At 65.8% G+C, this 22,059-nt stretch carries 17 protein-coding genes; 11 read left to right on the top strand and 6 right to left on the bottom strand.

Annotated features, from left to right (window positions below; genetic code table 11):
* The first annotated feature begins 17 nt into the window (after positions 1-17).
* Positions 18-2,213 carry a TonB-dependent receptor gene (locus tag ACFPFG_RS03720; RefSeq protein WP_380105117.1) on the top strand — a complete coding sequence of 732 codons (2,196 nt, stop codon included), beginning with the start codon at positions 18-20 and terminating at the stop codon, positions 2,211-2,213.
* Between the two features lie 178 nt (positions 2,214-2,391).
* Here ACFPFG_RS03720 and ACFPFG_RS03715 read toward each other — a convergent pair whose 3' ends face one another.
* The 6 genes from ACFPFG_RS03715 to ACFPFG_RS03690 all read right to left on the bottom strand — a co-directional run bounded on the left by ACFPFG_RS03715 (position 2,392) and on the right by ACFPFG_RS03690 (position 7,290).
* The gene (locus ACFPFG_RS03715; protein ID WP_183020407.1) at positions 2,392-3,177 is read right to left on the bottom strand and encodes a foldase protein PrsA; all 786 of its coding nucleotides are present in this window, start codon (positions 3,175-3,177) and stop codon (positions 2,392-2,394) included.
* Between the two features lie 81 nt (positions 3,178-3,258).
* Positions 3,259-3,540, bottom strand: coding sequence for a BolA family protein (locus tag ACFPFG_RS03710; protein ID WP_183020408.1), 282 nt, complete (start codon positions 3,538-3,540; stop codon positions 3,259-3,261).
* Positions 3,537-4,136: a septation protein A gene (locus tag ACFPFG_RS03705; protein ID WP_183020409.1), complete on the bottom strand. Its 600-nt coding sequence runs from the start codon at positions 4,134-4,136 to the stop codon at positions 3,537-3,539. Before ACFPFG_RS03705 ends, ACFPFG_RS03710 begins: the two co-directional genes overlap by 4 nt.
* Before the next feature lie 119 nt (positions 4,137-4,255).
* Entirely contained in the window at positions 4,256-4,669 is a 414-nt protein-coding gene (msrB, locus tag ACFPFG_RS03700) for a peptide-methionine (R)-S-oxide reductase MsrB (protein WP_012205139.1), read from the bottom strand.
* The gene (locus tag ACFPFG_RS03695; protein WP_380105113.1) at positions 4,666-6,204 is read right to left on the bottom strand and encodes a protein adenylyltransferase SelO; all 1,539 of its coding nucleotides are present in this window, start codon (positions 6,202-6,204) and stop codon (positions 4,666-4,668) included. The genes msrB and ACFPFG_RS03695 overlap by 4 nt, the downstream gene beginning before the upstream one ends.
* A 69-nt stretch (positions 6,205-6,273) precedes the next feature.
* Positions 6,274-7,290 (bottom strand): AraC family transcriptional regulator, encoded by a 1,017-nt coding sequence (locus ACFPFG_RS03690; RefSeq protein WP_312377558.1) that lies wholly within the window; start codon positions 7,288-7,290, stop codon positions 6,274-6,276.
* 190 nt (positions 7,291-7,480) lie between these two features.
* Here ACFPFG_RS03690 and ACFPFG_RS03685 point away from each other — a divergent pair, with 190 nt between their 5' ends.
* From ACFPFG_RS03685 to ACFPFG_RS03640, 10 genes are all read left to right on the top strand, one after another.
* The gene (locus ACFPFG_RS03685; protein ID WP_197956552.1) at positions 7,481-9,193 is read left to right on the top strand and encodes a carboxylesterase/lipase family protein; all 1,713 of its coding nucleotides are present in this window, start codon (positions 7,481-7,483) and stop codon (positions 9,191-9,193) included.
* A gap of 58 nt (positions 9,194-9,251) precedes the next feature.
* Positions 9,252-11,087, top strand: coding sequence for a CocE/NonD family hydrolase (locus tag ACFPFG_RS03680; protein WP_183020413.1), 1,836 nt, complete (start codon positions 9,252-9,254; stop codon positions 11,085-11,087).
* Positions 11,088-11,198: 111 nt separating this feature from the next.
* A complete protein-coding gene (locus ACFPFG_RS03675) occupies positions 11,199-12,836 on the top strand; it encodes a 3-(methylthio)propionyl-CoA ligase (RefSeq protein ID WP_183020414.1) in 1,638 nt (545 codons plus the stop codon).
* A gap of 169 nt (positions 12,837-13,005) precedes the next feature.
* Positions 13,006-14,241 carry a branched-chain amino acid ABC transporter substrate-binding protein gene (locus ACFPFG_RS03670; protein WP_183020415.1) on the top strand — a complete coding sequence of 412 codons (1,236 nt, stop codon included), beginning with the start codon at positions 13,006-13,008 and terminating at the stop codon, positions 14,239-14,241.
* Positions 14,242-14,629: 388 nt separating this feature from the next.
* Positions 14,630-15,865: a branched-chain amino acid ABC transporter substrate-binding protein gene (locus ACFPFG_RS03665; protein WP_183020416.1), complete on the top strand. Its 1,236-nt coding sequence runs from the start codon at positions 14,630-14,632 to the stop codon at positions 15,863-15,865.
* A gap of 52 nt (positions 15,866-15,917) precedes the next feature.
* Positions 15,918-16,871 (top strand): branched-chain amino acid ABC transporter permease, encoded by a 954-nt coding sequence (locus ACFPFG_RS03660; protein ID WP_183020417.1) that lies wholly within the window; start codon positions 15,918-15,920, stop codon positions 16,869-16,871.
* 4 nt (positions 16,872-16,875) lie between these two features.
* Positions 16,876-18,240, top strand: a complete 1,365-nt coding sequence (locus tag ACFPFG_RS03655; protein ID WP_183020418.1) for a branched-chain amino acid ABC transporter permease — start codon at positions 16,876-16,878, stop codon at positions 18,238-18,240.
* A gap of 3 nt (positions 18,241-18,243) precedes the next feature.
* Positions 18,244-19,068, top strand: coding sequence for an ABC transporter ATP-binding protein (locus tag ACFPFG_RS03650; protein WP_183020419.1), 825 nt, complete (start codon positions 18,244-18,246; stop codon positions 19,066-19,068).
* 10 nt (positions 19,069-19,078) lie between these two features.
* Positions 19,079-19,786 carry an ABC transporter ATP-binding protein gene (locus tag ACFPFG_RS03645; RefSeq protein ID WP_183020420.1) on the top strand — a complete coding sequence of 236 codons (708 nt, stop codon included), beginning with the start codon at positions 19,079-19,081 and terminating at the stop codon, positions 19,784-19,786.
* 150 nt (positions 19,787-19,936) lie between these two features.
* Entirely contained in the window at positions 19,937-22,036 is a 2,100-nt protein-coding gene (locus ACFPFG_RS03640) for a 3-hydroxyacyl-CoA dehydrogenase NAD-binding domain-containing protein (RefSeq protein ID WP_380105107.1), read from the top strand.
* Positions 22,037-22,059: the final 23 nt, after the last annotated feature.

Genomic DNA, 22,059 nt, shown 5'->3' with positions numbered 1-22,059 from the left:
CATCAAGGGCCATTGCCATGCGCACTTCAAGTACCAGACCGTTTGTCTCCACCCCTCACTCCTGTCTGTATTCCGCCCTTGCTGCGGCGCTGGTCACACCCGCGCACGCGCAGGAGGTGATCCCTGAGGATCGCCAGGTCCAGCTGGCGCCGGTCACCGTTTCGGGACCGCGCAACACGGGCTCGCGTACCGAGGCATCCGGCTCGGCCAAGTACGCCAAGCCGCTGCTGGATGTGCCCCAGACCATCACCGTGGTGCCAGGGCAGGTGCTCCAGGAACAGAACGCCCTGAGCCTGCAGCAGGCGCTGTCCAATGTGTCCGGCATCACCTTCAACGCGGGCGAGGGCGGTGCTGGCTCGGGCGACAGCATCAACATCCGCGGCTTCAGCGCCAATGCCAACCTGCAGATCGACGGGCTGCGCGACAGCGGTCAGAACAACCGCAGCGACCTCTTCAACATGGAGTCGGTCGAAGTCATCAAGGGCCCCAATTCGGTCTTCGGCGGGGCCGGCACCTCGGGCGGCAGCATCAACATGATCAGCAAGCAGCCCAAGGCCCATGACTTCACCGAGGCCGATGCAGGCCTGGGCATGGCCAGCTACCGGCGCCTCACGCTCGACGCCAACCGGGTGCTGGCTGGCGGCAAGGCCGCCATGCGCCTGAACCTCATGGGCCATGACAGCGACGTGGCCGGGCGCGACACCATCTTCAAACGGCGCTGGGGGGTGGCACCCTCGCTGGCTCTGGGATTGAATTCGCCCACGCGCGTGACTCTCGGCTTCTTCCACCAGAACGATGACAACCTTCCCGACTTTGGCGTGCCGGCCTTTCGCGGCAAGATGCTCGATGGCGTCTCGCGCAATGCCTATTTCGGCTGGCGCAACCTTGACCGGGAAAAGATCAGCCAGGATGCCTTGACCGCGAAGATCGAGCATGACTTCGGCTCGGGCGCCAGGCTGCAGAACCTCACGCGCTACTCGCGGCTGAGCCGCGACACCGTGATCTCTGCCTCGCATGTCGATCTCCGGGGCATGCAGCCCGGCTACTACCGGCCCGCAGGGCCGCAGGCCTACGGCCGCGATGCGGCCACCACCCTGTGGATCAACCAGACCAACCTGACGCGGCACTTCGATACCGGCGCCCTGGGCCATACGCTGGTCGCGGGCTTCGAGATCGCGCGCGAGACCTATGACCGCACCACCTCTTCCTACAACATCACCCGGCAGTTCCCTGGCGGCGGCTACCCGCTGGTCCGTCCGCCCGGATACTGGGCCGGCACCACGGATCTGCAAAACAGCGGAAGGAACGAAACCAGCCTGGACACCCGCGCTCTGTATGCCACCGATTCCATTGCTCTGGGTCCGCGCTGGGATCTGGGCCTGGGCCTGCGCTACGACTGGATAGACGGGCGCTCCCACGCCACCAATGCCGCTGGCGTGCGCACTTCGGTGGACAGCTCCGACGGCCGGCTCAGCGGGCGCACCGCCCTGAGCTTCAAGCCCGCCGACAACGGCCGCATCTACCTGGCCTACGGCACGGCCTTCAACCCTTCCGCGGAATTCCTGGTCTCCACGGGCTCGGGCCTGGATGCGGCCACGGCCTCGCTGGCACCCGAGAAGAACACCAGCCTGGAACTGGGGACCAAGTGGGATGTGCTGGACCGCCAGCTGGCGCTGACCGGCTCCCTGTTCCAGGTGGACAAGACCAATGCCCGCGAGCAGATGGCCGATGGCAGCTATCTGCTGGCCGGAGAGCAGCGCGTGCGCGGACTCGAGCTTGGTGCCGCAGGCAAGGTGACGCCGCAATGGGATGTCTTCGCCAACTACACCTTCATGGCCAGCAAGACCCTCAAGTCACTGAACGAGCCTGCGCGTGTGGGCCAGGCGCTGGGCAATACGCCGCGCCATTCACTGAACCTGTGGACCACTTACGCGCTGCCCGAGGGCTGGACGGTGGGCTATGGGGCGCGCTTCGTGGGCACCCGCAACGTGACCTCGTCTGGCGATGGAAAGCTGTCCGCCTACTGGGTGCACAGTGCCATGGTCGGCTATGAACTCAACCGCCAATGGAAGCTCAGGCTCAATCTCGACAACATCGGCAACAAGGCCTATGTGGCCGGCGTGCGCCAGCGCCTGGGCGAGCAGTCGCGCTCCTCGGCCATCGAATACGGCGAAGGCCGCACGGTCCGGTTGACGGCGCTCTACCAGTTCTGAACTGCCGGATTGCCGGGGCCCGACGCTCAGCGTATCGGCCGCAGGTAGCAATGCTTGCAAGCTGCCCCTCCGAGGGCAGCTTTTGTTTTCTTCAGGGTCGTCGGACAAAAAAAGAGCCCGCACAAGGCGGGCTGGTGATGGTCAGGCCGGCGGCAAAAACCGCCGACTCGTACGCATCTTACTGGATCTTGGCCTTTTCGCGCAGCGATTCCTGGAATTGCGCCAGCTTTTGCTGTTGCAGCTGCTGCACGATCTGGGGCTTGACTTCCTCGAACTTGGGCAGCTCTGCCTGACGTGCGTCGTCCAGGCGGATGATGTGATAGCCGAACTGGGTCTTGACCGGCTCCTGGGTCATGCCACCCTTTTCGAGCTTGACCAGGGCTTCGGAGAACTCAGGCACGTAGTTGCCGGGGTTGGCCCAGTCGAGGTCACCGCCACGGGCGCCGGATCCGGGGTCCTTGGACTCCTTCTTGGCGATGTCTTCAAACTTCTTGCCGGCCTTGATCTCGGCAATGATGGCCTTGGCGCGGTCTTCCGACTCGACCAGGATGTGGCTGGCCTTGTATTCCTTGCCGCTGTTGGCAGCGACGGCCTTGTCGTACTCGGCCTTGGCTTCGGCATCGGTCACGGGGTTCTTCTTCTGGAAGTCCTCGAACAGCGCGCGGATCAGGATGGTCTGGCGGGCCAGTTCCATCTGCTGCTTGTAGGCTTCGCTGTTGGCCAGGCTGCGCTTGTTGGCTTCCTGCATGAAGATCTCGCGGGCGATGACTTCTTCCTTGATCTGCCCTTCCAGCTCGGGCGTCACGGGGCGGCCGCTTTGCTCGATCTGTTGCTTGAGCGCTTCGGCGCGTGCCTTGGGCACAGCCTTGCCGTTGACGACGGCGATGTTCTGGGCCGAGGCGGACAGGGCTGCGGTGCTCAGCACGGCGGCAGTCACCAGGCTGGTCAGAAGCTGTTTTTTCATGCGAATTCCAGATATGAAGGAAAAATTGATTCTATAGCGCGGATACGCAACAGGCTCCGAATCGTCGGAGCCTGTAAAAGTTCAAAGAACCTCGATGGCGATGGCGTGTGCGCCCTGGTCGATGAAGTCTTGCAGCGCATCATACACAAGGCGATGGCGTGCCACGCGCGGCTTGCCTTGAAACAAAGGTGACGCAATGCGCACGCGGAAATGCGTGCCGAAGCCGGTGCCATTGGCGCCCGCATGGCCGGCGTGCTGGTGGCTCTCGTCGATCACTTCCAGGTGATCGGGGGCCAGGCGCTCGTGCAGCACGGCCTGCATGGCTTCGGCGGTGATGGGCAGCGGATGGGCGGGGGTGCTCATGGCTGCTTGTCCTGCTGCACGCCGGACGGGGGCAGGACGTCGGGCGTGGCGGCTGCTGCCTCGCCCTTGTCTTCCTGCATGAAGCGGCTCATGTAGATGGCCTGGCCGATCACGAAGACCAGCATCAGCCCCATGCCGCCGAACAGCTTGAAGTTGACCCAGGTGTCGGTGTCGAAGCGGTAGGCGATGACCAGGTTGAGCGCGCCCATGACCGCGAAGAACGCCGCCCAGCTCCAGTTCAGGGTGCGCCATGCGTTGTCGGGCAGTTGCAGCTGTGCGCCCATGACCGAGCGCAGCAGGTTCTTGCGGAACACCAGCTGGCCTATCAACAGTGCGCTGCCCATGAGCCAGTACAGCACGGTGGGCTTCCACTTGATGAAGGTGTCGTTGTGGGCCAGCAAGGTGGCTCCGCCGAACAGCACGATCACGCCCAGGCTCACCCATTGCATGGGCTCGACCTTGCCGTGGCGCACGCGCAGATAGGCGATCTGGGCGATGGTGGCGACGATGGCCACGGCCGTTGCCGTATAGATGCCCCAGACCTTGAAGGCGACGAAGAACAGGATGATGGGGAAAAAGTCGATCAGTAACTTCATTGGAAGGTTTCGATGGGCTTGGAGTCAGGCATGGGGCCTGAGCTTGGCAGGCGCATTGTGGCGCAGCGGGCTGGCCAGGCATGGGTGCCGGGCCGCGCCTGCCTGGGGTTTTTGCGTGCCTAGGCCTTTGGAGGCTCGAATTCCAGGGATGCGGAGTTCATGCAATAGCGCAGTCCCGTATCGGACGGGCCATCGGGGAACACATGGCCCAGATGGGCGCCGCACTGGCTGCAGACGGTTTCGGTGCGCACCATGCCATGGCTGCGGTCCACGATTTCGGTGATGGCGCCGGGGATGGCGCGGTCGAAGCTGGGCCAGCCGCAGCCGGCGTCGAACTTGGTGTCGGAGTCGAACAGCTTGCTGCCGCAGCAGATGCAGTGGTAGCTGCCATCGGCCCAGAACTGTTCATAGCGGCCCGTGAACGGGCGCTCGGTGGCTGCATGGCGGGTCACCTGGAAGGCGGCCGGTTCGGCGCCCTTGGCCTGCAGCTCGGCCTGCCATTCCTGTTCGGTCTTGTGGATGGGAAAGCTCATGATGAACAGCTGATCTCGATGGAGGAAGCCCAGTCGGGCGGGAAGCCTGCCCATTCGGCATGCTCGGCGTGGGGGGCGAACGGAGTCTGCAGCACGGCCAGCAATTGGCGCACGGGATCGAAGTCGCCCGCCTTTGCGGCGCGGATGGCCATCTCGCCCAGGTGGTTGCGCAGCACGAATCGCGGGTTCGATTCTTGCATCAAAGCGGCGGCCGCCGCGGCATCCGTGCCTGCCAGGTGCCGTGCGTAAAGGTTTGCCCAGCGGTCGAAGGCCTCGCGGTCCAGCACCAGGTCGCGCACGGGCTCGAGGTCGAGGTCCGTGCCGGCACCGGCACCGGCAGCCACCGCATCGGTCAGGCGGCTGAAGAAGATGGTGTAGTCCACCGCGTTGTCGGCCATGAGCTGCAGCAGCGGGTTCACCAGGGCGGCAAAGCGCCCCTCGGCGGGCGGGGTGCCCGGTGCGTCTTCGGGCAGGCCCAGCTTGCGCAACATGAGGGCGCCGTAGGCCTGCGGGAAGACCTGCTTGTACGACTCCAGCGCCGCAATGGCCAGTTCCTCTTCGCCGATCAGCGGCAGCAGGGCCTGGCCCAGGCAGTAGAGGTTCCAGTAGGCCACCTGGGGCTGGCGGTTGAAGGCGTAGCGGCCCTGGGTGTCGCTGTGGTTGCAGATGTGGCCGGGGTTGAAGGCATCGAGGAACTGGAATGGCCCGTAGTCGATGGTCAGTCCCAGGATGCTCATGTTGTCGGTGTTCATCACGCCATGGCAAAAGCCCACGGCCTGCCAGTGTGCCAGCAGCCGCGCCGTGCGCTCGCTCACGGCCTGCAGAAAGTTGGCGTAGGCGTTGCCGGCCAGTGCCTCGGCCGTGCGGCATTCGGGGTAATGGCGGTCGATCACGTAGTCGGCGAGTTGGCGCAGAGGCGCTATCTGGTCGCGTGCCGCAAAGTGCTCGAAGTGGCCAAAGCGTATGAAGCTGGGCGCCACGCGCGCCACCACGGCGGCGGTCTCGATCTCTTCGCGGCGAATGGGGGCGGGCGATCCGGTGAGGCTCAGCGCGCGCGTGGTGGGAATGCCCAGGGCGTGCATGGCCTCGCTGCACAGGAACTCGCGGATGGACGAACGCAGCACGGCACGTCCGTCGCCCATGCGCGAATAGGGCGTGCGGCCCGCGCCCTTGAGCTGGATCTCCTGGCCCGAGGTCGTTTCGCCCAGGAGGATGGCACGGCCGTCGCCAAGCTGGCCGGCCCAGACGCCGAACTGGTGGCCGCTGTAGACGCTGGCCAGCGGTTGGCTGCCGGGCAGTACGGCATTGCCGGTGAGCGCCTGCAGGGCCTCGTCGGAGGCCAGCCATTGCGGGTCCAGGCCCAGCAGCTCGGCGGTGCCGGTGCTGGCGGCAATCCAGTGCGGCTCAGGCAGCGGCGTGGGGCGCAGATGGGTGAAGAAGTCCGGGCCCAGGGCGGCGAAGCCGTCTTGCCAGGAGATGTGAGGGCGTGGGGAGGTCGCCGGAGCCTGGCCTTCGGCGGCAGCATGCAGGTTCATGCGGGAATTGTCCCCCAGCGCCTATGCCCCGTGGGGCGCAAGGTTCATGCGCGCATTCACCCCATGCATTCACGCACGCAGTTGCTGCCGGTACTGGCCCGGCGGCATGCCGAACCAGCGGCGGCAGGCGCGAAAGAGGTTGCTCTGGTCCACAAAGCCCAGCAGGTCGGCCACCTCGGCCAGGCTGCGGCGTGGCTCGCCCAGGTACTGCAGGGCCAGCTCGCGCCGGGTTTCGTCCAGCAGTTGCTGGTAGCTGGTGTCTTCGGCCTGCAGGCGGCGCTGCAAGGTGCGGTCGGTCAGGCCCAGCAGGCCGGCCACGTCTTCGCGGCGCGGCTCGCCCTGGGGCAGCAGGCGTGCAATCTCATGGCGCACGCGCGCGCCCACGCCGGCCTGGCCCAGGTGGTCGAGTTCGGTTTCGACCAGCTTTTCGTGCAGTGCCAGCAGTTCGGGGTTGTGCGTGGGAATGGGGGCGAGCAGGTCGGCCTCGGACAGCAGGAAGCGGTTCGCGTCCTCGCCGAAGCGCGGCAGCAGGCCGAAGGCCGCGCGGTAGGCGGCCTCGTGCGAGGGGGCTGGCGCCTCGGCCATGAATTCCACGGCCAGCGGCCGGACATCGCGCCGCGTCAGCCAGTTGCACAGCACCAGCAGCGTGAGCACGGCGAACTCCACGCGCTGGCGCGGCACGGGCCGTGTGGCGCCGATGTGGTGTATGGACAGCCAGTAGCCGCGCGCATCGCGCTCCAGCGTGAAGGACGTTGCGTCCGAGATCACGGCCATGTGGCGTTCCAGGTCGCGGAAGCCGGCCAGCAGGTGCGGGCCCGAAGCCAGCGAGTAGCCGACCAGATCGATGTTGCCGTAGCGCGCGGCCAGTTGCCGGTCCAGCCCCAGCGTGGGATTGGCGGACTGGGCCACGGCCAGTTCCCAGAGCCGGCTCACTCGGTCCACATCGGTACGGGCCTGCGAATGCTGCAGTGCGGCAAGGTCGATGTCGGCTGCGGCGCACAGGCTTTGCGGGGCCAGCCCTTCGGTGGCCATCATGTCCAGGATGCCGCGCACCCAGGCGGCGGAGCTGCTGCGCTGCGTTGTCATGGCCGGGTTTTCCTGGGCCATTCGGGGCGCTGTTTGCGTTCTGAAGTCACTGTTTTGGCGTGGTTGCGATAGCGGCGTTTTGCCGCGCTGTTCCTAGAATTTTTGCAGCGCGGCGAACGACTGCGCAGTGTGACCCATGGGCCCGGCGCGGCCCATACGGGAAACCCCAAAAACCATTCAGGAGACAAGCATGCGCACAGGACAGCGGTGGATGGCCGGCGGCATACGCCTGGCCGTGGCTTCAATGGCATTGTGGCTCGCGGCCTGCGGCGGCTCGGGCGGCGGCGGACCCGAACTGCGCGAGACGGCCTACGGCCCCTTGCGCGGCGTGGACGACGGCGCCGCCACGGGCACCTATTACTGGAAGGGCGTGCCCTTTGCCCAGGCGCCCGTGGGCGCGCTGCGCTGGCAGCCGCCGGCCGAGCCCAAGGCCTGGGAGGGCGTGCGCGAGGCGCGCCAGTTCGGCAATGCCTGCCTGCAGATCGGGCGCATGTACGGCCCGGGAGCCAACAACCGCTTCGACGACACCATCGCCTCCACCCTGGGCCAGCCCGTGGGCAGCGAGGACTGCCTGACGCTCAACATCTGGCGCCCGGCCAGCGGCGCCGAGAAGCTGCCGGTGCTGGTGTTCATCCACGGCGGCAGCGCCATCTCGGGCTATACGGCCGATCCGCTGTATGACGGCGCGGCCCTGGCGCGCGCCGCCAATGCCGTGGTGGTGACGGCCAATTACCGGCTGGACATCCTGGGCTACATGCACATGCCGCAGATGCAGGCCGGCGCGCCGGCCACGGGCAACTTCGCGCTGCTGGACAACCTGCAGGCGCTGCGCTTTGTGCAGCGCAACATCGCGGGCTTTGGCGGCGATCCGGGCAATGTCACCCTCATGGGCCAGTCGGCGGGTGCCACCAATGTGCTGGCGCTGCTGGCGGCAGAGTCGGCGCGCGGCCTGTTCCACAGGCTGGTGCCGGTCAGCGGCGGGCTGTCGCTGCCCTCCAACCTGCCGGCCGGCGTGCTGGCCACGCTCAAGCCGGCTTCGGCCTACGCCACCCAGTCCGCGCTGCTGCTGGCCCATCTGATGGTGGCCGATGGCCTGGCTGCCGATGTGGCGGCTGCGGCCGCGGTGTCCGCCGGCTGGACGCCGGCACAGGTTGCGTCCTATCTGCGCGGCAAGGATGCGCGCGTGCTGCTGCAGACCCTGGTGGCCAAGGGCCTGACGGGCGCGGGACCGATTCCCGACGGCCTGCTGCTGCCCACCGACCCCATGGCCGCGCTGGCTGCGGGCCGATACAACCGCATGCCGGTGATGGCCGGCTACACGGCCGAGGAGGGCAAGCTGTTCGCGCCGCTGCTGGCGGCGCTGGGCGGCAGGCCGGGCTTCAGGATCGACGATGCGGCGCGCTTTCGCATGATGCAGTCCTTCGATGCGCAGTCGCCGAACGCGCCGGGCCTGGCCGACATCATCGATGCCGCCTACCTGCCCGTCGATACGCCGGTCACCGGCTACAACGCCCGCATGGCGCAGCTTACCCATCTGTTCGCCGATCCCAGCCGCGACCAGTTGCTCAATACGCTGCGCACCCAGCAGGCCGAGGTCTGGAGCTACCGCTTCGACTGGGCGCGCCAGCCTGCGCCCTGGAACACCGTCTACGGCGCGGCCCATGCGTTCGATCTGCCCTTTCTCTTCGGCAACTTCGGGCCCTCCGTGTTCTCCCGCGTGACCAACAGCACGGCGAATGCGCCGGGCCGGCTGGCGCTGTCGAACGCCATGATGGCCAGCCTCAAGGCCTTCATGCAGACGGGCAATCCGCAGAACGCGGCCCTTGGCCAGACCTGGAAGCCCTGGCCATCCAGCCTGATCTTCGACGCCGAGCCGGGCGCGACCAGCATCCGATTGCAGTGAGAGGGCAGGCGAGCAAGCCCCAAGAGATAGCCAACAACAACGAAGGAGACAAGTACCCATGACAGTCAAGACCGTTTTCACACATGCCTGGCGCTGGCCGCTGGCGGGGGCCATTGCGGCCGCCGCCGTGGGCCTGGCCGCCTGCGGAGGAGGCTCGTCCGGCATGCCCGCGCCCATGGGGCCGGGTCAGCAATCGGGCTACATCACCCTGCCGGACGGCAGCAGGATGCGTTACTCGCTGCTGCTGCCCGAGGGGCAGGGCCCGTTCCCGCTGCTGGTCGAGTACGACGGCTATATCTCGGGCTCGTACCCCAACATCAGCAGTCCCTGGACCAGGGAAGGCTATGCGGTCATGGGGCTGAACGTGCCGGGCACGGGCTGCTCCACGGGGGAAGACCGGGTGTTCGACGCCACCGTGGGCGCGGCCGGGGCCTTTGCCATCGAGTGGGCCGGGCGGCAGGCCTGGTCCAACGGCCGCATCGGCATGATCGGCTACTCTTACTCGGGCTACAACCAGCTGTGGGTGGCGGCACACCGGCCCAAGGGGCTGCTGGCGATCACGCCCAGCAAGAACGTGGGCGATCCCTACCGCGACGTGGGCTATCCGGGCGGCATTGCCAACATCGGCTTTCCGGCGCAGTGGTGGAACGGCTTCCCTCGCATCTGGCGCACGGCCGCCGACCTGGCCGTGAAGAACGGCGGCGACACGGAATGCGCCAAGACCGTGGCCGACAACATCGAGAAGATCAAGCGGCCCGAGCTGGACCTGATCAAGTGGCTGGACAACCCCTATGCCGATGGCCTGTACCTGGAGCGCAGCGCCATGTTCCAGAGCGGCAAGATCAATATCCCCACGCTGGGAACGCAGTCCTGGCAGGACGAGCAGATCGGCCCGCGCTCGGGCTACTACGAGGACACCATTGCACCCGACAAGATGTGGCTGGTCAGCTCCAACGGCGACCACCATACGAACATCACCTCGGACCATATCGACCAGACCCTGAAGCGCTTCCTGGCGCGATTCGTCAAGGGCGAGGACAACGGCTTCGACAAGGAGCCGCGCGTGCGCCTGCTGCAGGAGATGCAGACCACGGACGCCAAGGCCCCCAATGGCGGCGCCAAGCTCATGCCCACGGGCGAGGCACGCTTTGACCGGCTGCCCGTCCCCGTCAAGCCGCTGCGCCTGTGGATGCAGCCGGGCCAGGTGCTGGGCGACAGCGTGCCCGCCTCAGGCACGGCTTCGTCCAGCTACCGCTATCCGGCCCTGAGTCCGCAGGTGAACAACCCGGCGGCTGAAGGCTGGCCCGCCGTGCCCGCCTCGGAAAAGGATGGCCAACTGGTCTTCACCACGGCGGCCCTGCCGCAGGACCTGAGTTTCTATGGCGAAGGCTCGGCCGACCTGTGGCTCAGCGCCACGGCCGCCAATACCGACATCCAGGTCACCGTGTCCGAGGTAAGGCCGGACGGGCAGGAAATGTTCGTGCAGCGCGGCTGGCTGCGTGCCTCCAAGCGTGCGCTCGACGAGAGCCGATCCACGGCGCTGCGTCCCTGGGGTGCCTACACACGGGACAAGGATGTGCCACTGGTTGCCGGCCAGCCCCAGTTGATGCGGGTGGAGATCCAGAAGTTCGCGCATGTGTTCCGTGCCGGTTCAAGCATTCGCGTGACAGTCGATTCGCCATCTCAGACCGGATACTGGATCTTCGGCAACGACAAGACGCCGTCCACGAACACGCTGTGGCATGACGCGGCGCACGCCTCCAGCATCGTCCTAGGGTATATCCCATACGAGCATGCGAGGACGCTGCCGAGTTGCGACAAGACAATGCGTCAACCATGCCGGAAAAACGATGCGCCTGTCCCTGCCGGGATCGGCCCCAGGGCGCCGGCCTGAGCCACCCTCCATGCGGACAGCGGCATCGCGCACCGGGGCCCCGGCCTCGTGCGGATCCGCGGTCCGCAGTTCACGACGTTCACGAAGTTCAATCACCTTAGGAGCCTTTAGATGCTGGGTCTGATGCAAAGCCAACCACTGTTGATCTCGTCGCTGATCGACTTCGCCGACCGCCACCATGGCGATGCGGAGATCGTCTCGCGCAGGGTGGAGGGCGATATCCATCGCTACACGTACCGCGACCTGGCACGGCGCTCGCGCCAGCTGGCGAACACGCTGGACGGCCTGGGCCTGCAGCCCGGCGACCGCGTGGCCTCGCTGGCCTGGAACGGCTACCGCCACATGGAGATGTACTTCGGCGTCAGCGGCTCGGGCCGCGTGCTGCATACGGTCAATCCGCGCCTGCACCCCGACCAGGTGGCGTGGATCATCAACCACGCGGAAGACCGCGTCATGTGCTTTGACCTGACCTTCCTGCCCATCATCCAGGCCGTGCATGCCAAATGCCCCACGGTGCGCCAGTGGGTGGCGCTGTGCGATGCGGACCGCCTGCCCGCCGACAGCGGCATTCCGGGCCTGGTCAGCTACGAGGCCTGGATCGCCGGCCAGTCCGACCAGTACCAGTGGCCCGAATTCGACGAGAACACGGCCTCCAGCATGTGCTACACCAGCGGCACCACGGGCAACCCCAAGGCCGTGCTGTACAGCCACCGCTCCACCACGCTGCACGCCTACGCGGCCGCGCTGCCCGATGTGATGTGCATATCGGCGCGCGACTCGGTGCTGCCCGTCGTGCCCATGTTCCACGTCAACGCCTGGGGCATTCCCTACTCGGCCGCGCTCACGGGCTGCAAGCTGGTGTTTCCCGGCCCGGCGCTGGACGGCAAGTCGCTGTTCGAACTGATCGAGGCCGAGGGCGTCACCTACGCGGCCGGCGTGCCCACGGTCTGGCAGATGCTGCTGGGCCACATCAAGCCCAACGGGCTGCGGTTTTCCACGCTCAAGCGCACGGTGATCGGCGGCTCCGCCTGCCCGCCGGCCATGATCACGGCCTTCCAGGACGACTTCGGCGTGGAGGTGCTGCATGCCTGGGGCATGACCGAGATGAGCCCGCTGGGTACGCTGTGCACGCTCAAGAACAAGCAGCTGCAGCTGCCCAAGGACGAGCAGATGAAGATCCTGCAAAAGCAGGGCCGCGCCATCTATGGCGTGGACATGCGCATCGTGGACAGCGACGGCACGGACCAGCCCTGGGACGGCAAGAGCTATGGCGACCTGCTGGTGCGTGGCCCCTGGATCGTGGACAGCTACTTCAAGGGCGAAAGCCCGCTGGTCAAGGACGCGCAGGGCCGCGGCTGGTTCCCCACGGGTGACGTGGCCACCATCGACCCGGACGGCTTCATGCAGATCACCGACCGCAGCAAGGACGTGATCAAGTCCGGCGGCGAGTGGATCAGCTCCATCGACATAGAGAACATCGCCATGGCCCACCCGGCCGTGGCCATGGCCGCCTGCATCGGCATGCCGCATCCCAAGTGGGACGAGCGCCCCATCGTCGCCGTGGCGAAGAAGCCCGGTGCCGAGGTGACGCGCGAGGAACTGCTCAAGTTCTACGAAGGCAAGACCGCCAAGTGGCAGATCCCCGACGACGTGGTCTTCGTCGATGCCATTCCGCTGGGCGCCACCGGAAAAATGCTCAAGACCCGGCTGCGCGAGCAGCTGGCCGGCTACCGGCTGCCGGGGCTTTGAGCCGTTGCGGGCGGCCACCGGGCCAGGGCATGCGGGGGCATGTCCTGGCCGGGGCGGCCGGTCCGAGTCTCGTCGGCGATAGCCGCTAGGGGCAATCACCGATCAGGGCAGGGCACATGGGCCATTACCCTGGGCCTCGCCCAGAAACCACCACAAGAGGAGACGCTTCATGAAGTTTGCGATCAAGGCATTGACGGCATCCCTGGCCCTGGCTTGCGCCACGGGCGCCATGGCCCAGAAGGGCGAGACGGTGAAGGTTGCGTGGATCGACCCGCTGTCCGGCCTCATGGCCGCGCTGGGGTCCAACCAGCTCAAGAGCCTGCAGTACATCGCCGAGGAGCTCAACAAGGGCACGGCCTCGGGCGTGAAGTTCGAGATCATCGGCATCGACAACAAGCTCAGCCCGCAGGAAACCACGGCAGCCCTGCGCTCGGCCATGGACCAGGGCGTGCGCTACGTCTTCCAGGGCAATGGCTCGGGCCCGGCCCTGGCCATCATGGATGCGCTGGAAAAGCACAACGCGCGCAACAAGGGCAAGGAGGTCGTCTACCTCAACTACGCGGCCGTGGACCCGGACCTCACCAACAGCAAGTGCAGCTACTGGCACTTCCGCCTGGATGCCGATACCTCCATGAAGATGGAGGCCTTGACCACCTACATGAAGGACGTGCCCGAGATCAAGAAGGTCTACCTGATCAACCAGAACTACTCGCACGGCCAGCAGGTCTCCAAATACGCCAAGGAGATGCTCAAGCGCAAGCGCCCCGACGTGGAAATCGTGGGCGACGATTTCTCGCCGCTGGCCCAGGTGCGCGACTTCGCGCCCTACATCGCCAAGATCAAGCAGTCGGGTGCCGACTCGGTGATCACGGGCAACTGGGGCTCGGACCTGGCGCTGCTGATCAAGGCCGCCAGCGACGCAGGCCTGAACAACGTCAAGTTCTACACCTACTACGCCATCGCCACCGGCGCGCCCACGGCCATGGGCGCGGCCGCCGCCGACAAGGTCTACATGGTGGGCTACGGCCACATGAACCTGCCCGGCCCGCTGGACCGCATCACCAAGGGCTACAAGGCCAAGTTCAACGACGACATGTACACGGGCTCGCTGTACTCGGGCCTGACCATGCTGGACCAGGCCTTCCTGCGCGCCAAGACCACGGACCCGGCCAAGGTGGCGGCCACCATGGAAGGCATGAAGTTCAACAGCCTCAACGGCGAAGTGGAGATGCGCAAGAGCGACCACCAGCTGCAGCAGGGCCTGTTCATCGCGCGCTGGGAAAAGGCCGGCGGCAAGTACCCCATGGATTCGGAGAACACCGGCTACACCTTCGTGCCCGTGAAGTACTACGAGCCCTATGTGGCCAGCACGCCGACATCCTGTGAGATGAAGCGACCCTCCTGAAATGAAAAGCCTCCCCCTGAGCGGCTGCGCCGCTTCCCCCTCTCTCGCTTCGCGGGAGGGGGACGGCACCCTCGGTGCGGGGCGGCCCTTCCTCGGTGCCTCATCGTTGCGACAGGCCTGTTTCTGGCTGATCGCCATGGCTCATTGATATACGGGAGAACGCATTACTTCGCAAAGGGGCGCGAGGCGCCCCTTTTTTTGCCCGAAATCAGGCAAAACACGGCTTTCTGGCCTGATCGATGGCGATCTGTCGCCAATGTGTCCAGGGCCGCAGCCAAGTCGCATGCGCGATAGTTTCTAAGGCATTCCCCAGAGGGAAATTGTCATTCAGGCGTTAGTCTGGCGCCAATACAGATATACGAATCAACCGGAAAAAGGAGACAGAAAAATGAAGTGGATCGTGCATTCGGTGGCCGCCTCGGCCATGCTGGCCTGTGCATCGGGCGCCTGGGCGCAAAAGGGCGAGACGGTGAAGATCGGCTGGATCGATCCGCTGTCGGGTCTGATGGCCGCCGTGGGCACGAATCAGCTCAAGACCTTCCAGCTGATGGCCGAGGAGTTCAACAGGAAAAATGCCTCGGGCGTGAAGTTCGAGATCATCCCGCTGGACAACAAGCTCAGCCCGCAGGAGACCACGGCCGTGCTGCGTTCGGCCATGGACCAGGGCGCACGCTACGTGGTGCAGGGCAACGGCTCGGGCCCGGCCCTGGCCATCATGGATGCGCTGGAAAAGCATAACGCGCGCAACAAGGGCAAGGAGGTCGTCTACCTCAACTACGCGGCCGTGGACCCGGACCTCACCAACAGCAAGTGCAGCTACTGGCACTTCCGCCTGGATGCCGATACCTCCATGAAGATGGAGGCCTTGACCACCTACATGAAGGACGTGCCCGAGATCAAGAAGGTCTACCTGATCAACCAGAACTACTCGCACGGCCAGCAGGTCTCCAAGTACGCCAAGGAAATGCTCAAGGCCAAGCGGCCCGACGTGCAGGTGGTGGGCGACGACTTCGCGCCGCTGGCCCAGGTGCGCGACTTCGCACCCTACATCGCCAAGATCAAGCAATCGGGCGCCGATACGGTGATCACGGGCAACTGGGGCTCGGACCTGTCGCTGCTGCTCAAGGCCGCCAACGACGCGGGCCTGAACAACGTCAAGTTCTACACCTACTACGCCTTCGGCTCGGGCTCGCCCACGGCCATGGGCGCGGCCTCCGACGGCAAGGTCTATACCGTGGGCTATGGCCACTACAACATGGGCGGCGCCATCCAGCCGCTGATGGCCGAGTTCAAGAAGAAGATGAACGACGACCTCACGCAAAGCTCGATCTACCACGTGTTCGCGCTGCTGGACGCGGCCTTCGTCAAGACCGGCGGCACCGACCCCGTCAAGGTGGCGGCCGCGCTGGAGGGCATGAAGCTCAAGAGCTTCAACGGCGAAGTGGAGATGCGCAAGAGCGACCACCAGCTGCAGCAGGGCCTGTACATCACGCGCTGGGAAAAGGCCGGCGGCAAGAACCCGTATGACGCAGAGAACACGGGCTACACCTTCGCCCCGGTGAAGTACTACGAGCCCTACGTGGCCAGCACGCCCACCTCCTGCCAGATGAAGCGCCCGTCCTGAGAGCGGCCCGCACCGCTCCCTGTCCCCAACGCACCGAGACCAAGGCCTTTCGATGACGCTTGAGTTCTTCACCATATCGCTGCTCAATGGCGTGAGCTATGGACTGCTGCTGTTCATGCTCAGCTCGGGGCTGACGCTGATCTTCAGCATGATGGGCGTGCTCAACTTCGCCCACACCAGCTTCTACATGCTGGGCGCGTACTTCGGCTACACGCTCAGCGGCATCATCGGCTTCTGGGGCGCGCTGTTCGTCGCGCCCCTGCTGGTGGGCGCGCTGGGCGCCATGTTCGAGCGCTACAGCCTGCGCCGCGTGCACAAGTACGGCCATGTGCCCGAACTGCTCGTGACCTTCGGCCTGTCCTATCTCATCCTGGAGATGGTGCAGCTGGTCTGGGGCCGGGGCACCGTGCCCTACGGCCTGCCGCCCGCGCTGCAGGGCCCGCTGTTCACGCTGTACGGCACGCAGTTCCCGCGCTCGCGCTCCTTCGTGATGCTGCTGGCGCTGCTGATGCTGGTGGCCGTCTGGCTGCTGCTGACGCGCACGCGCATCGGCCTGGTCATCCAGGCTGCGCTCAAGAACCCCGAGATGGTGGAGGCGCTGGGCCACAACGTGCCGCGCGTGTTCATGATGGTGTTCGGCGGCGGCTGTGCGCTGGCGGGGCTGGCCGGCGTCATCGGCGGCAACACCTATGTGACCGAGCCGGCCATGGCCATGTCGGTCGGCTCCATCATCTTCGTGGTGGTGGTGGTCGGCGGCATGGGCTCGCTGGCGGGGGCTTTCGTGGCCTCGCTGCTGATCGGCGTCGTGCAGACCTTTGCCGTGGCCATCGACTGGTCGCTGGCCAGCGTGCTGACCTCGCTGGGCAGCCCGGTCGGCGAACAGACCTTTGGCTGGCCACTGCTCAAGCTCACCATTTCCCAGGTGGCGCCCATCCTGCCCTACCTGTTCCTGGTGCTGATCCTCATCTTCCGGCCCAAGGGCCTCCTGGGCACGCGGGGAGATTGACGCCATGTCCTCGATCACCAAAACGACCATGACATCCACTGCCGCAAAAGGCGTTCCGGGCGCTTCGGGGGCTGCGGGCGCAGGGCGCCACTACAGCTTCCAGCCGCTCAACATCGGCCGCATCCTGATCTGGGGCGCCTTCGCCCTGGCGCTGATCGTCGCGCCGCTGGTGTTCACCAGCAGCCTGGCGCTGACCATGCTCAGCCAGATCGGCTATCTCATCATCATCTGCCTGTCCTACAACATCCTGCTGGGGCAGGGCGGCATGCTGAGCTTCGGCCATGCGGTCTACACGGGGCTGGGCTCGTTCATCGCCATCCATGCGATGAACCGGGCCAGCTCCGGCGACTGGGGCATTCCGCTGGTGCTGATTCCCATCATCGGCGGCCTGGGCGGCATGTTCTTCGCGGCCCTGCTGGGCTATGTGACCACCAAGAAGTCGGGCACCACGTTCGCCATGATCACCATGGGCATCGGCGAGCTGGTGGCGTCCATGGCGCTGATGTTCCCCGAGTTCTTCGGGGGCGAGGGCGGCATCACCACCGACCGCGTCTATGGCAAGCCCTTCTTCGGGCTGACCTTCGGCTCGGGCATGGAGGTGTACTACCTGATCGCCGCCTACTGCTTCATCTGCACGGCCGCCATGTTCGCCTTCACGGGCACGCCGCTGGGGCGCATGCTCAACGCCGTGCGCGACAACCCCGAGCGCGTGGAGTTCGTGGGCTACAACACGCAGCGCGTGCGCTACTTCTCCTTCATCATCGCGGGCTTCTTCGCGGGCGTGGGCGGGGGGCTTGCGGCCATCAACTTCGAGATCATCACGGCCATGGACAGCGTGAGCGTCATGCGCTCGGGCTCGTACCTGCTGTTCACCTTCCTGGGCGGAGCCACCTTCTTCTTCGGACCCATCATCGGTGCCGTGCTGCTGGTGCTGGCCTCGGTGCTGCTGTCGGAGCTGACCAAGGCCTGGCTGCTTTACCTGGGCCTGGTGTTCCTGCTGATGGTGATGTATGCGCCCGGCGGCGTGGCCAGCCTGATCATGATGAACCTGCGCGTTGCGCGCTTCGGCAAGTGGCGCCGGCTGGCCCAGCCCTACCTGGCCATTGCGGCCAGCGCCCTGGTCATGATCGTGGGCGGCGCAGCCATCGTCGAGATGATCTACCACCTGCAGCTCAATGCGGCCCTGGGTCCCCAGGTCTCGTTCATGGGCGTGCAGCTCGATACCAGCTCGGCATCGACCTGGACCGTGGCCGTTGCCATCTTCGTCGTGGGCCTGGGCCTGCTGGAAGTGACCAGGCGCTGGTGCCTGCGGCGCTGGGAGCGCATCCAGGAAGAGATCGAAGAAGCCATCAAGCGAGGGGAGGGCTGAGCCATGTCCAGCATTGCAATCGAACGACCAGGCACCGCCGCCGCGGCGGCCGGCGAGGCCACCTATGCGCTGGAGCTGCGCGACCTGCACAAGCGTTTCGGCAAGGCCGAGATCATCCGCGGCGCCCAACTGGCCGTGAAGCCCGGCGAGCGCGTGGCCATCATCGGCCCCAACGGCGCGGGCAAGAGCACGCTGTTCAACCTGATCAGCGGCCGCTTCGAGCCCACCAGCGGGCAGGTGCTGCTCAACGGCCAGCGCATCGACGGCAAGAAGCCCTATGAAATCAACCGCATGGGGCTGTCGCGCAGCTTTCAGATCACCAACATCTTTCCCAAGCTCAGCGTGTTCGAGAACCTGCGCTGCAGCGTGCTGTGGAGCCTGGGCTACCGCTACAGCTGCTGGCGCTTCCTGTCGAAGCTGCGCGATGCCAACGCCCGCGCCGATGAGCTGATGGAGATGATCGGCCTGCACAGAAAGCGCGACACGCTGGCGGTGAACCTGACCTATGCCGAGCAGCGCGCGCTGGAGATCGGCATCACCATCGGCGGCGGCGCCGGCGTCATCCTGCTTGACGAGCCCACGGCCGGCATGAGCAACAGCGAAACGGCCCATTTCATCCAGCTGATCAAGAAGGTCACCGAAGGCAAGACCCTGCTGACCGTGGAGCACGACATGGGCGTGGTCTTCGGCCTGGCCGACAAGATCGCCGTCGTGGTCTACGGCGAAGTCATCGCCTACGACACGCCGGAGGCCGTGCGTGCCAATCCGCGCGTGCAGGAGGCCTATCTGGGCTCGTCCGTGGCGGATCAACAAGCTGGTGCACATTGAGGGAGCACGGATGCTGAACATCAACAACCTGCATGCCTATTACGGCAAAAGCCATGTGCTGCATGGCGTGGAATTTTCCGTACAGCCCGGCGAGATCGTCGCGCTGCTGGGGCGCAACGGCTCGGGCCGCTCCACCACGGCCAAGGCCATCATGGGCCTGGTGCACTGGGAGGGCTCGCTGGACTGGAAGGGCCAGAGCCTGACCGGCCGCAAGGCCTACGAGATCGCCCACCTGGGCCTGGGCTACGTGCCCGAGAGCCGCGACGTGTTCCCCAACCTCACCGTGCACCAGAACCTGCTGCTGGGCCAAAAATCCAAGCACCGGGGCAAGGGCGGCGGCAGCCGCTGGGGCTTTGACGACATGTACGCCATGTTCCCCCGCCTGAAGGAGCGCCAGCACACCGAGGCCGGCGTGATGTCGGGTGGCGAGCAGCAGATGCTGACCCTGTGCCGCACGCTGATGGGCGACCCCGACCTGATCATCATCGACGAGCCCACCGAGGGCCTGGCACCCAAGATCGTGGAACTGGTGGGCGAGTACCTGCAAAAGATCAAGCAGCGTGGCGTGTCCGTGCTGCTGATCGAGCAAAAGCTCACCATTGCCATGAGCATCTCGGACCGGGCCCTGGTCATGGGCCACGGGCGCATCGTCTTCGACGGCACGCCCGACGGGCTGCGCGCCGATCAGAAGGTGCGCAAGGAGTGGCTGGAGGTGTGATGCCGAACAAGGCCGGGCATGCTGCCAGGCAGGCGGCCCGGACCACGGCGCTTGTCCCGCCTGGGACAAACCGCAGTGGCGCCGGCCCGCATTTTTTTTACAATCAAAATCGCACGATCGTTCTTTTTCTATCGCATAGGGGACAACAGCATGACTGCTGAATACAAAGTGGACGGTGCCATCGCCGTCATCACCTTGAACAATCCGCCGGTCAACGGCCTGGGCCTTTCCACGCGGCGCGGCATCGTCGAGGGGCTGGACAAGGCCTATTCCGACCCGGCCGTCAAGGCCATCGTCATCACGGGTGCCGGCAAGGCCTTCTCGGGCGGCGCCGATATCAACGAGTTCGGCAAGGAAGAGGCGTATCGCGAGCCGCACCTGGTCTCGCTGATCAACTCCCTGGACCAGGGCAGCAAGCCCGTGGTGGCGGCCATCCACACCGTCTGCATGGGCGGTGGGCTGGAGCTGGCGCTGGGCTGCAACTACCGCGTGGCAGCCCCCGGCACCCTGGTGGCCCTGCCGGAAGTCAAGCTGGGCCTGCTGCCCGGTGCTGGCGGCACGCAGCGCCTGCCGCGCGTGCTGGGCGTGGAGACCGCGCTGAACATGATCGTCAGCGGCGAGCCCGTCAAGAGCGAGCTGCTGGCCTCCATCCCCGGCCAGAAGCTGTTCGACAAGATGGCCGCCTCGCCCGAGTCCCTGCTGGACGAGGCCAAGGCCTTCGCGCTGGAAGTGGCAGACAAGCGCCCGCTGCCGCGCGTGCGCGACCTGCCCTGCAAGCATCCCCAGGGCGACGCCTACTTCCAGTTCGCGCGCAACATGGTCAAGGGCATGGCCAAGAACTACCCGGCCCCGGCCCGCTGCGTGGATACGGTGGAGAACGCCGCGCGCAAGAAGTTCGACGAAGGCATGGCCCTGGAGCGCGAAGCCTTCATGCAACTGATGTGGTCGCCCGAGTCGCGCGCGCTGCGCCACCTGTTCATGGCCGAGCGCGCGGCCTCCAAGATCGCCGACGTGCCCTCGGATACGCCTGTGCGCGACATCAAGACCGTGGGCGTCATCGGTGCCGGCACCATGGGCGGCGGCATCTCCATGAACTTCCTGAACGCGGGCGTTCCCGTGACCATTCTGGAGACCAAGCAGGAAGCGCTGGATCGTGGCGTGGCCACCATCCGCAAGAACTACGAGGCCCAGGTCAAGAAGGGCAAGCTCACCCAGGAAAAGTACGACCAGCGCATGGCGCTGCTGAGCACCACGCTGTCGTATGACGCGCTCAAGAATGCCGACCTCATCATCGAGGCGGTGTTCGAGGAGCTGGGCGTCAAGGAAACCGTGTTCAAGCAGCTGGACGAGGTTGCCAAGCCCGGCGCCATCCTGGCCTCCAACACCTCCACGCTGGACGTGGACAAGATCGCCGCCTTCACCAAGCGCCCGCAGGACGTGGTGGGCATGCACTTCTTCAGCCCCGCCAACGTGATGAAGCTGCTGGAAGTGGTGCGCGGCAAGCACACCGCCAAGGACGTGCTGGCCACCGTCATGAAGCTGGCCAAGAAGATCAAGAAGACCGCCGTGGTCTCGGGCGTGTGCGATGGCTTCATCGGCAACCGCATGATCGAGCAGTACTCGCGCCAGGCCGGCTTCCTGCTGGACGAAGGCGCCACGCCCGCCCAGGTGGACAAGGCCATCGAGAAGTTCGGCTTCGCCATGGGCCCGTTCCGCATGGGCGACCTGGCCGGTAACGACATCGGCTGGGCCATCCGCAAGCGCCGTGCCGTCGAGCGCGCCGACATGAAGTACAGCCGCACGGCCGACAAGCTGTGCGAGCTGGGCCGCTTCGGCCAGAAGACCGGTGCGGGCTGGTACGACTACCAGGCGGGCAAGCGCGATGCCATCCCGTCCGAGCTGGTCAACCAGATGATCGAGTCCCACCGCAAGGAGCTGGGCATCACCCCGCGCAAGATCTCCGACGAGGAAATCGTCCAGCGCCTGGTCTTCGCCCTGGTCAACGAAGGCGCCCACATCCTGGAAGACGGCATCGCCGGCAAGTCGGGCGACATCGACATGGTGTATCTCACCGGCTACGGCTTCCCCATCTGGCGCGGCGGCCCCATGCACTACGCGGGCGAGGTCGGGCTGTTCAACGTGGTCCAGGCCATGAACCGCTTCGCCAAGAACCCCAACGACGACGCCGATTTCTGGCAGCCGGCCCCGTTGCTGGCGAAGCTGGCGGCCGAAGGCAAGCAATTCAGCTGAGACGTGCGGCGCACGAACTCCTT

This window comes from Delftia deserti (genome assembly GCF_042653485.1).
Classification (GTDB): Bacteria; Pseudomonadota; Gammaproteobacteria; order Burkholderiales; family Burkholderiaceae_C; genus Comamonas; species Comamonas acidovorans.
Note: the sequence above shows the minus strand (reverse complement) of the source record. Positions and strands in the feature narration are given on the sequence as shown.

What these genes read in the sequence shown, in the direction of transcription:
- ACFPFG_RS03720 (WP_380105117.1), top strand. Translation starts at nt 18, where the DNA reads ATGCGCACTTCAAGTACCAGACCGTTTGTCTCCACCCCTCACTCCTGT.
- ACFPFG_RS03715 (WP_183020407.1), bottom strand. Translation starts at nt 3,177, where the DNA reads ATGAAAAAACAGCTTCTGACCAGCCTGGTGACTGCCGCCGTGCTGAGC.
- ACFPFG_RS03710 (WP_183020408.1), bottom strand. Translation starts at nt 3,540, where the DNA reads ATGAGCACCCCCGCCCATCCGCTGCCCATCACCGCCGAAGCCATGCAG.
- ACFPFG_RS03705 (WP_183020409.1), bottom strand. Translation starts at nt 4,136, where the DNA reads ATGAAGTTACTGATCGACTTTTTCCCCATCATCCTGTTCTTCGTCGCC.
- msrB (WP_012205139.1), bottom strand. Translation starts at nt 4,669, where the DNA reads ATGAGCTTTCCCATCCACAAGACCGAACAGGAATGGCAGGCCGAGCTG.
- ACFPFG_RS03695 (WP_380105113.1), bottom strand. Translation starts at nt 6,204, where the DNA reads ATGAACCTGCATGCTGCCGCCGAAGGCCAGGCTCCGGCGACCTCCCCA.
- ACFPFG_RS03690 (WP_312377558.1), bottom strand. Translation starts at nt 7,290, where the DNA reads ATGACAACGCAGCGCAGCAGCTCCGCCGCCTGGGTGCGCGGCATCCTG.
- ACFPFG_RS03685 (WP_197956552.1), top strand. Translation starts at nt 7,481, where the DNA reads ATGCGCACAGGACAGCGGTGGATGGCCGGCGGCATACGCCTGGCCGTG.
- ACFPFG_RS03680 (WP_183020413.1), top strand. Translation starts at nt 9,252, where the DNA reads ATGACAGTCAAGACCGTTTTCACACATGCCTGGCGCTGGCCGCTGGCG.
- ACFPFG_RS03675 (WP_183020414.1), top strand. Translation starts at nt 11,199, where the DNA reads ATGCTGGGTCTGATGCAAAGCCAACCACTGTTGATCTCGTCGCTGATC.
- ACFPFG_RS03670 (WP_183020415.1), top strand. Translation starts at nt 13,006, where the DNA reads ATGAAGTTTGCGATCAAGGCATTGACGGCATCCCTGGCCCTGGCTTGC.
- ACFPFG_RS03665 (WP_183020416.1), top strand. Translation starts at nt 14,630, where the DNA reads ATGAAGTGGATCGTGCATTCGGTGGCCGCCTCGGCCATGCTGGCCTGT.
- ACFPFG_RS03660 (WP_183020417.1), top strand. Translation starts at nt 15,918, where the DNA reads ATGACGCTTGAGTTCTTCACCATATCGCTGCTCAATGGCGTGAGCTAT.
- ACFPFG_RS03655 (WP_183020418.1), top strand. Translation starts at nt 16,876, where the DNA reads ATGTCCTCGATCACCAAAACGACCATGACATCCACTGCCGCAAAAGGC.
- ACFPFG_RS03650 (WP_183020419.1), top strand. Translation starts at nt 18,244, where the DNA reads ATGTCCAGCATTGCAATCGAACGACCAGGCACCGCCGCCGCGGCGGCC.
- ACFPFG_RS03645 (WP_183020420.1), top strand. Translation starts at nt 19,079, where the DNA reads ATGCTGAACATCAACAACCTGCATGCCTATTACGGCAAAAGCCATGTG.
- ACFPFG_RS03640 (WP_380105107.1), top strand. Translation starts at nt 19,937, where the DNA reads ATGACTGCTGAATACAAAGTGGACGGTGCCATCGCCGTCATCACCTTG.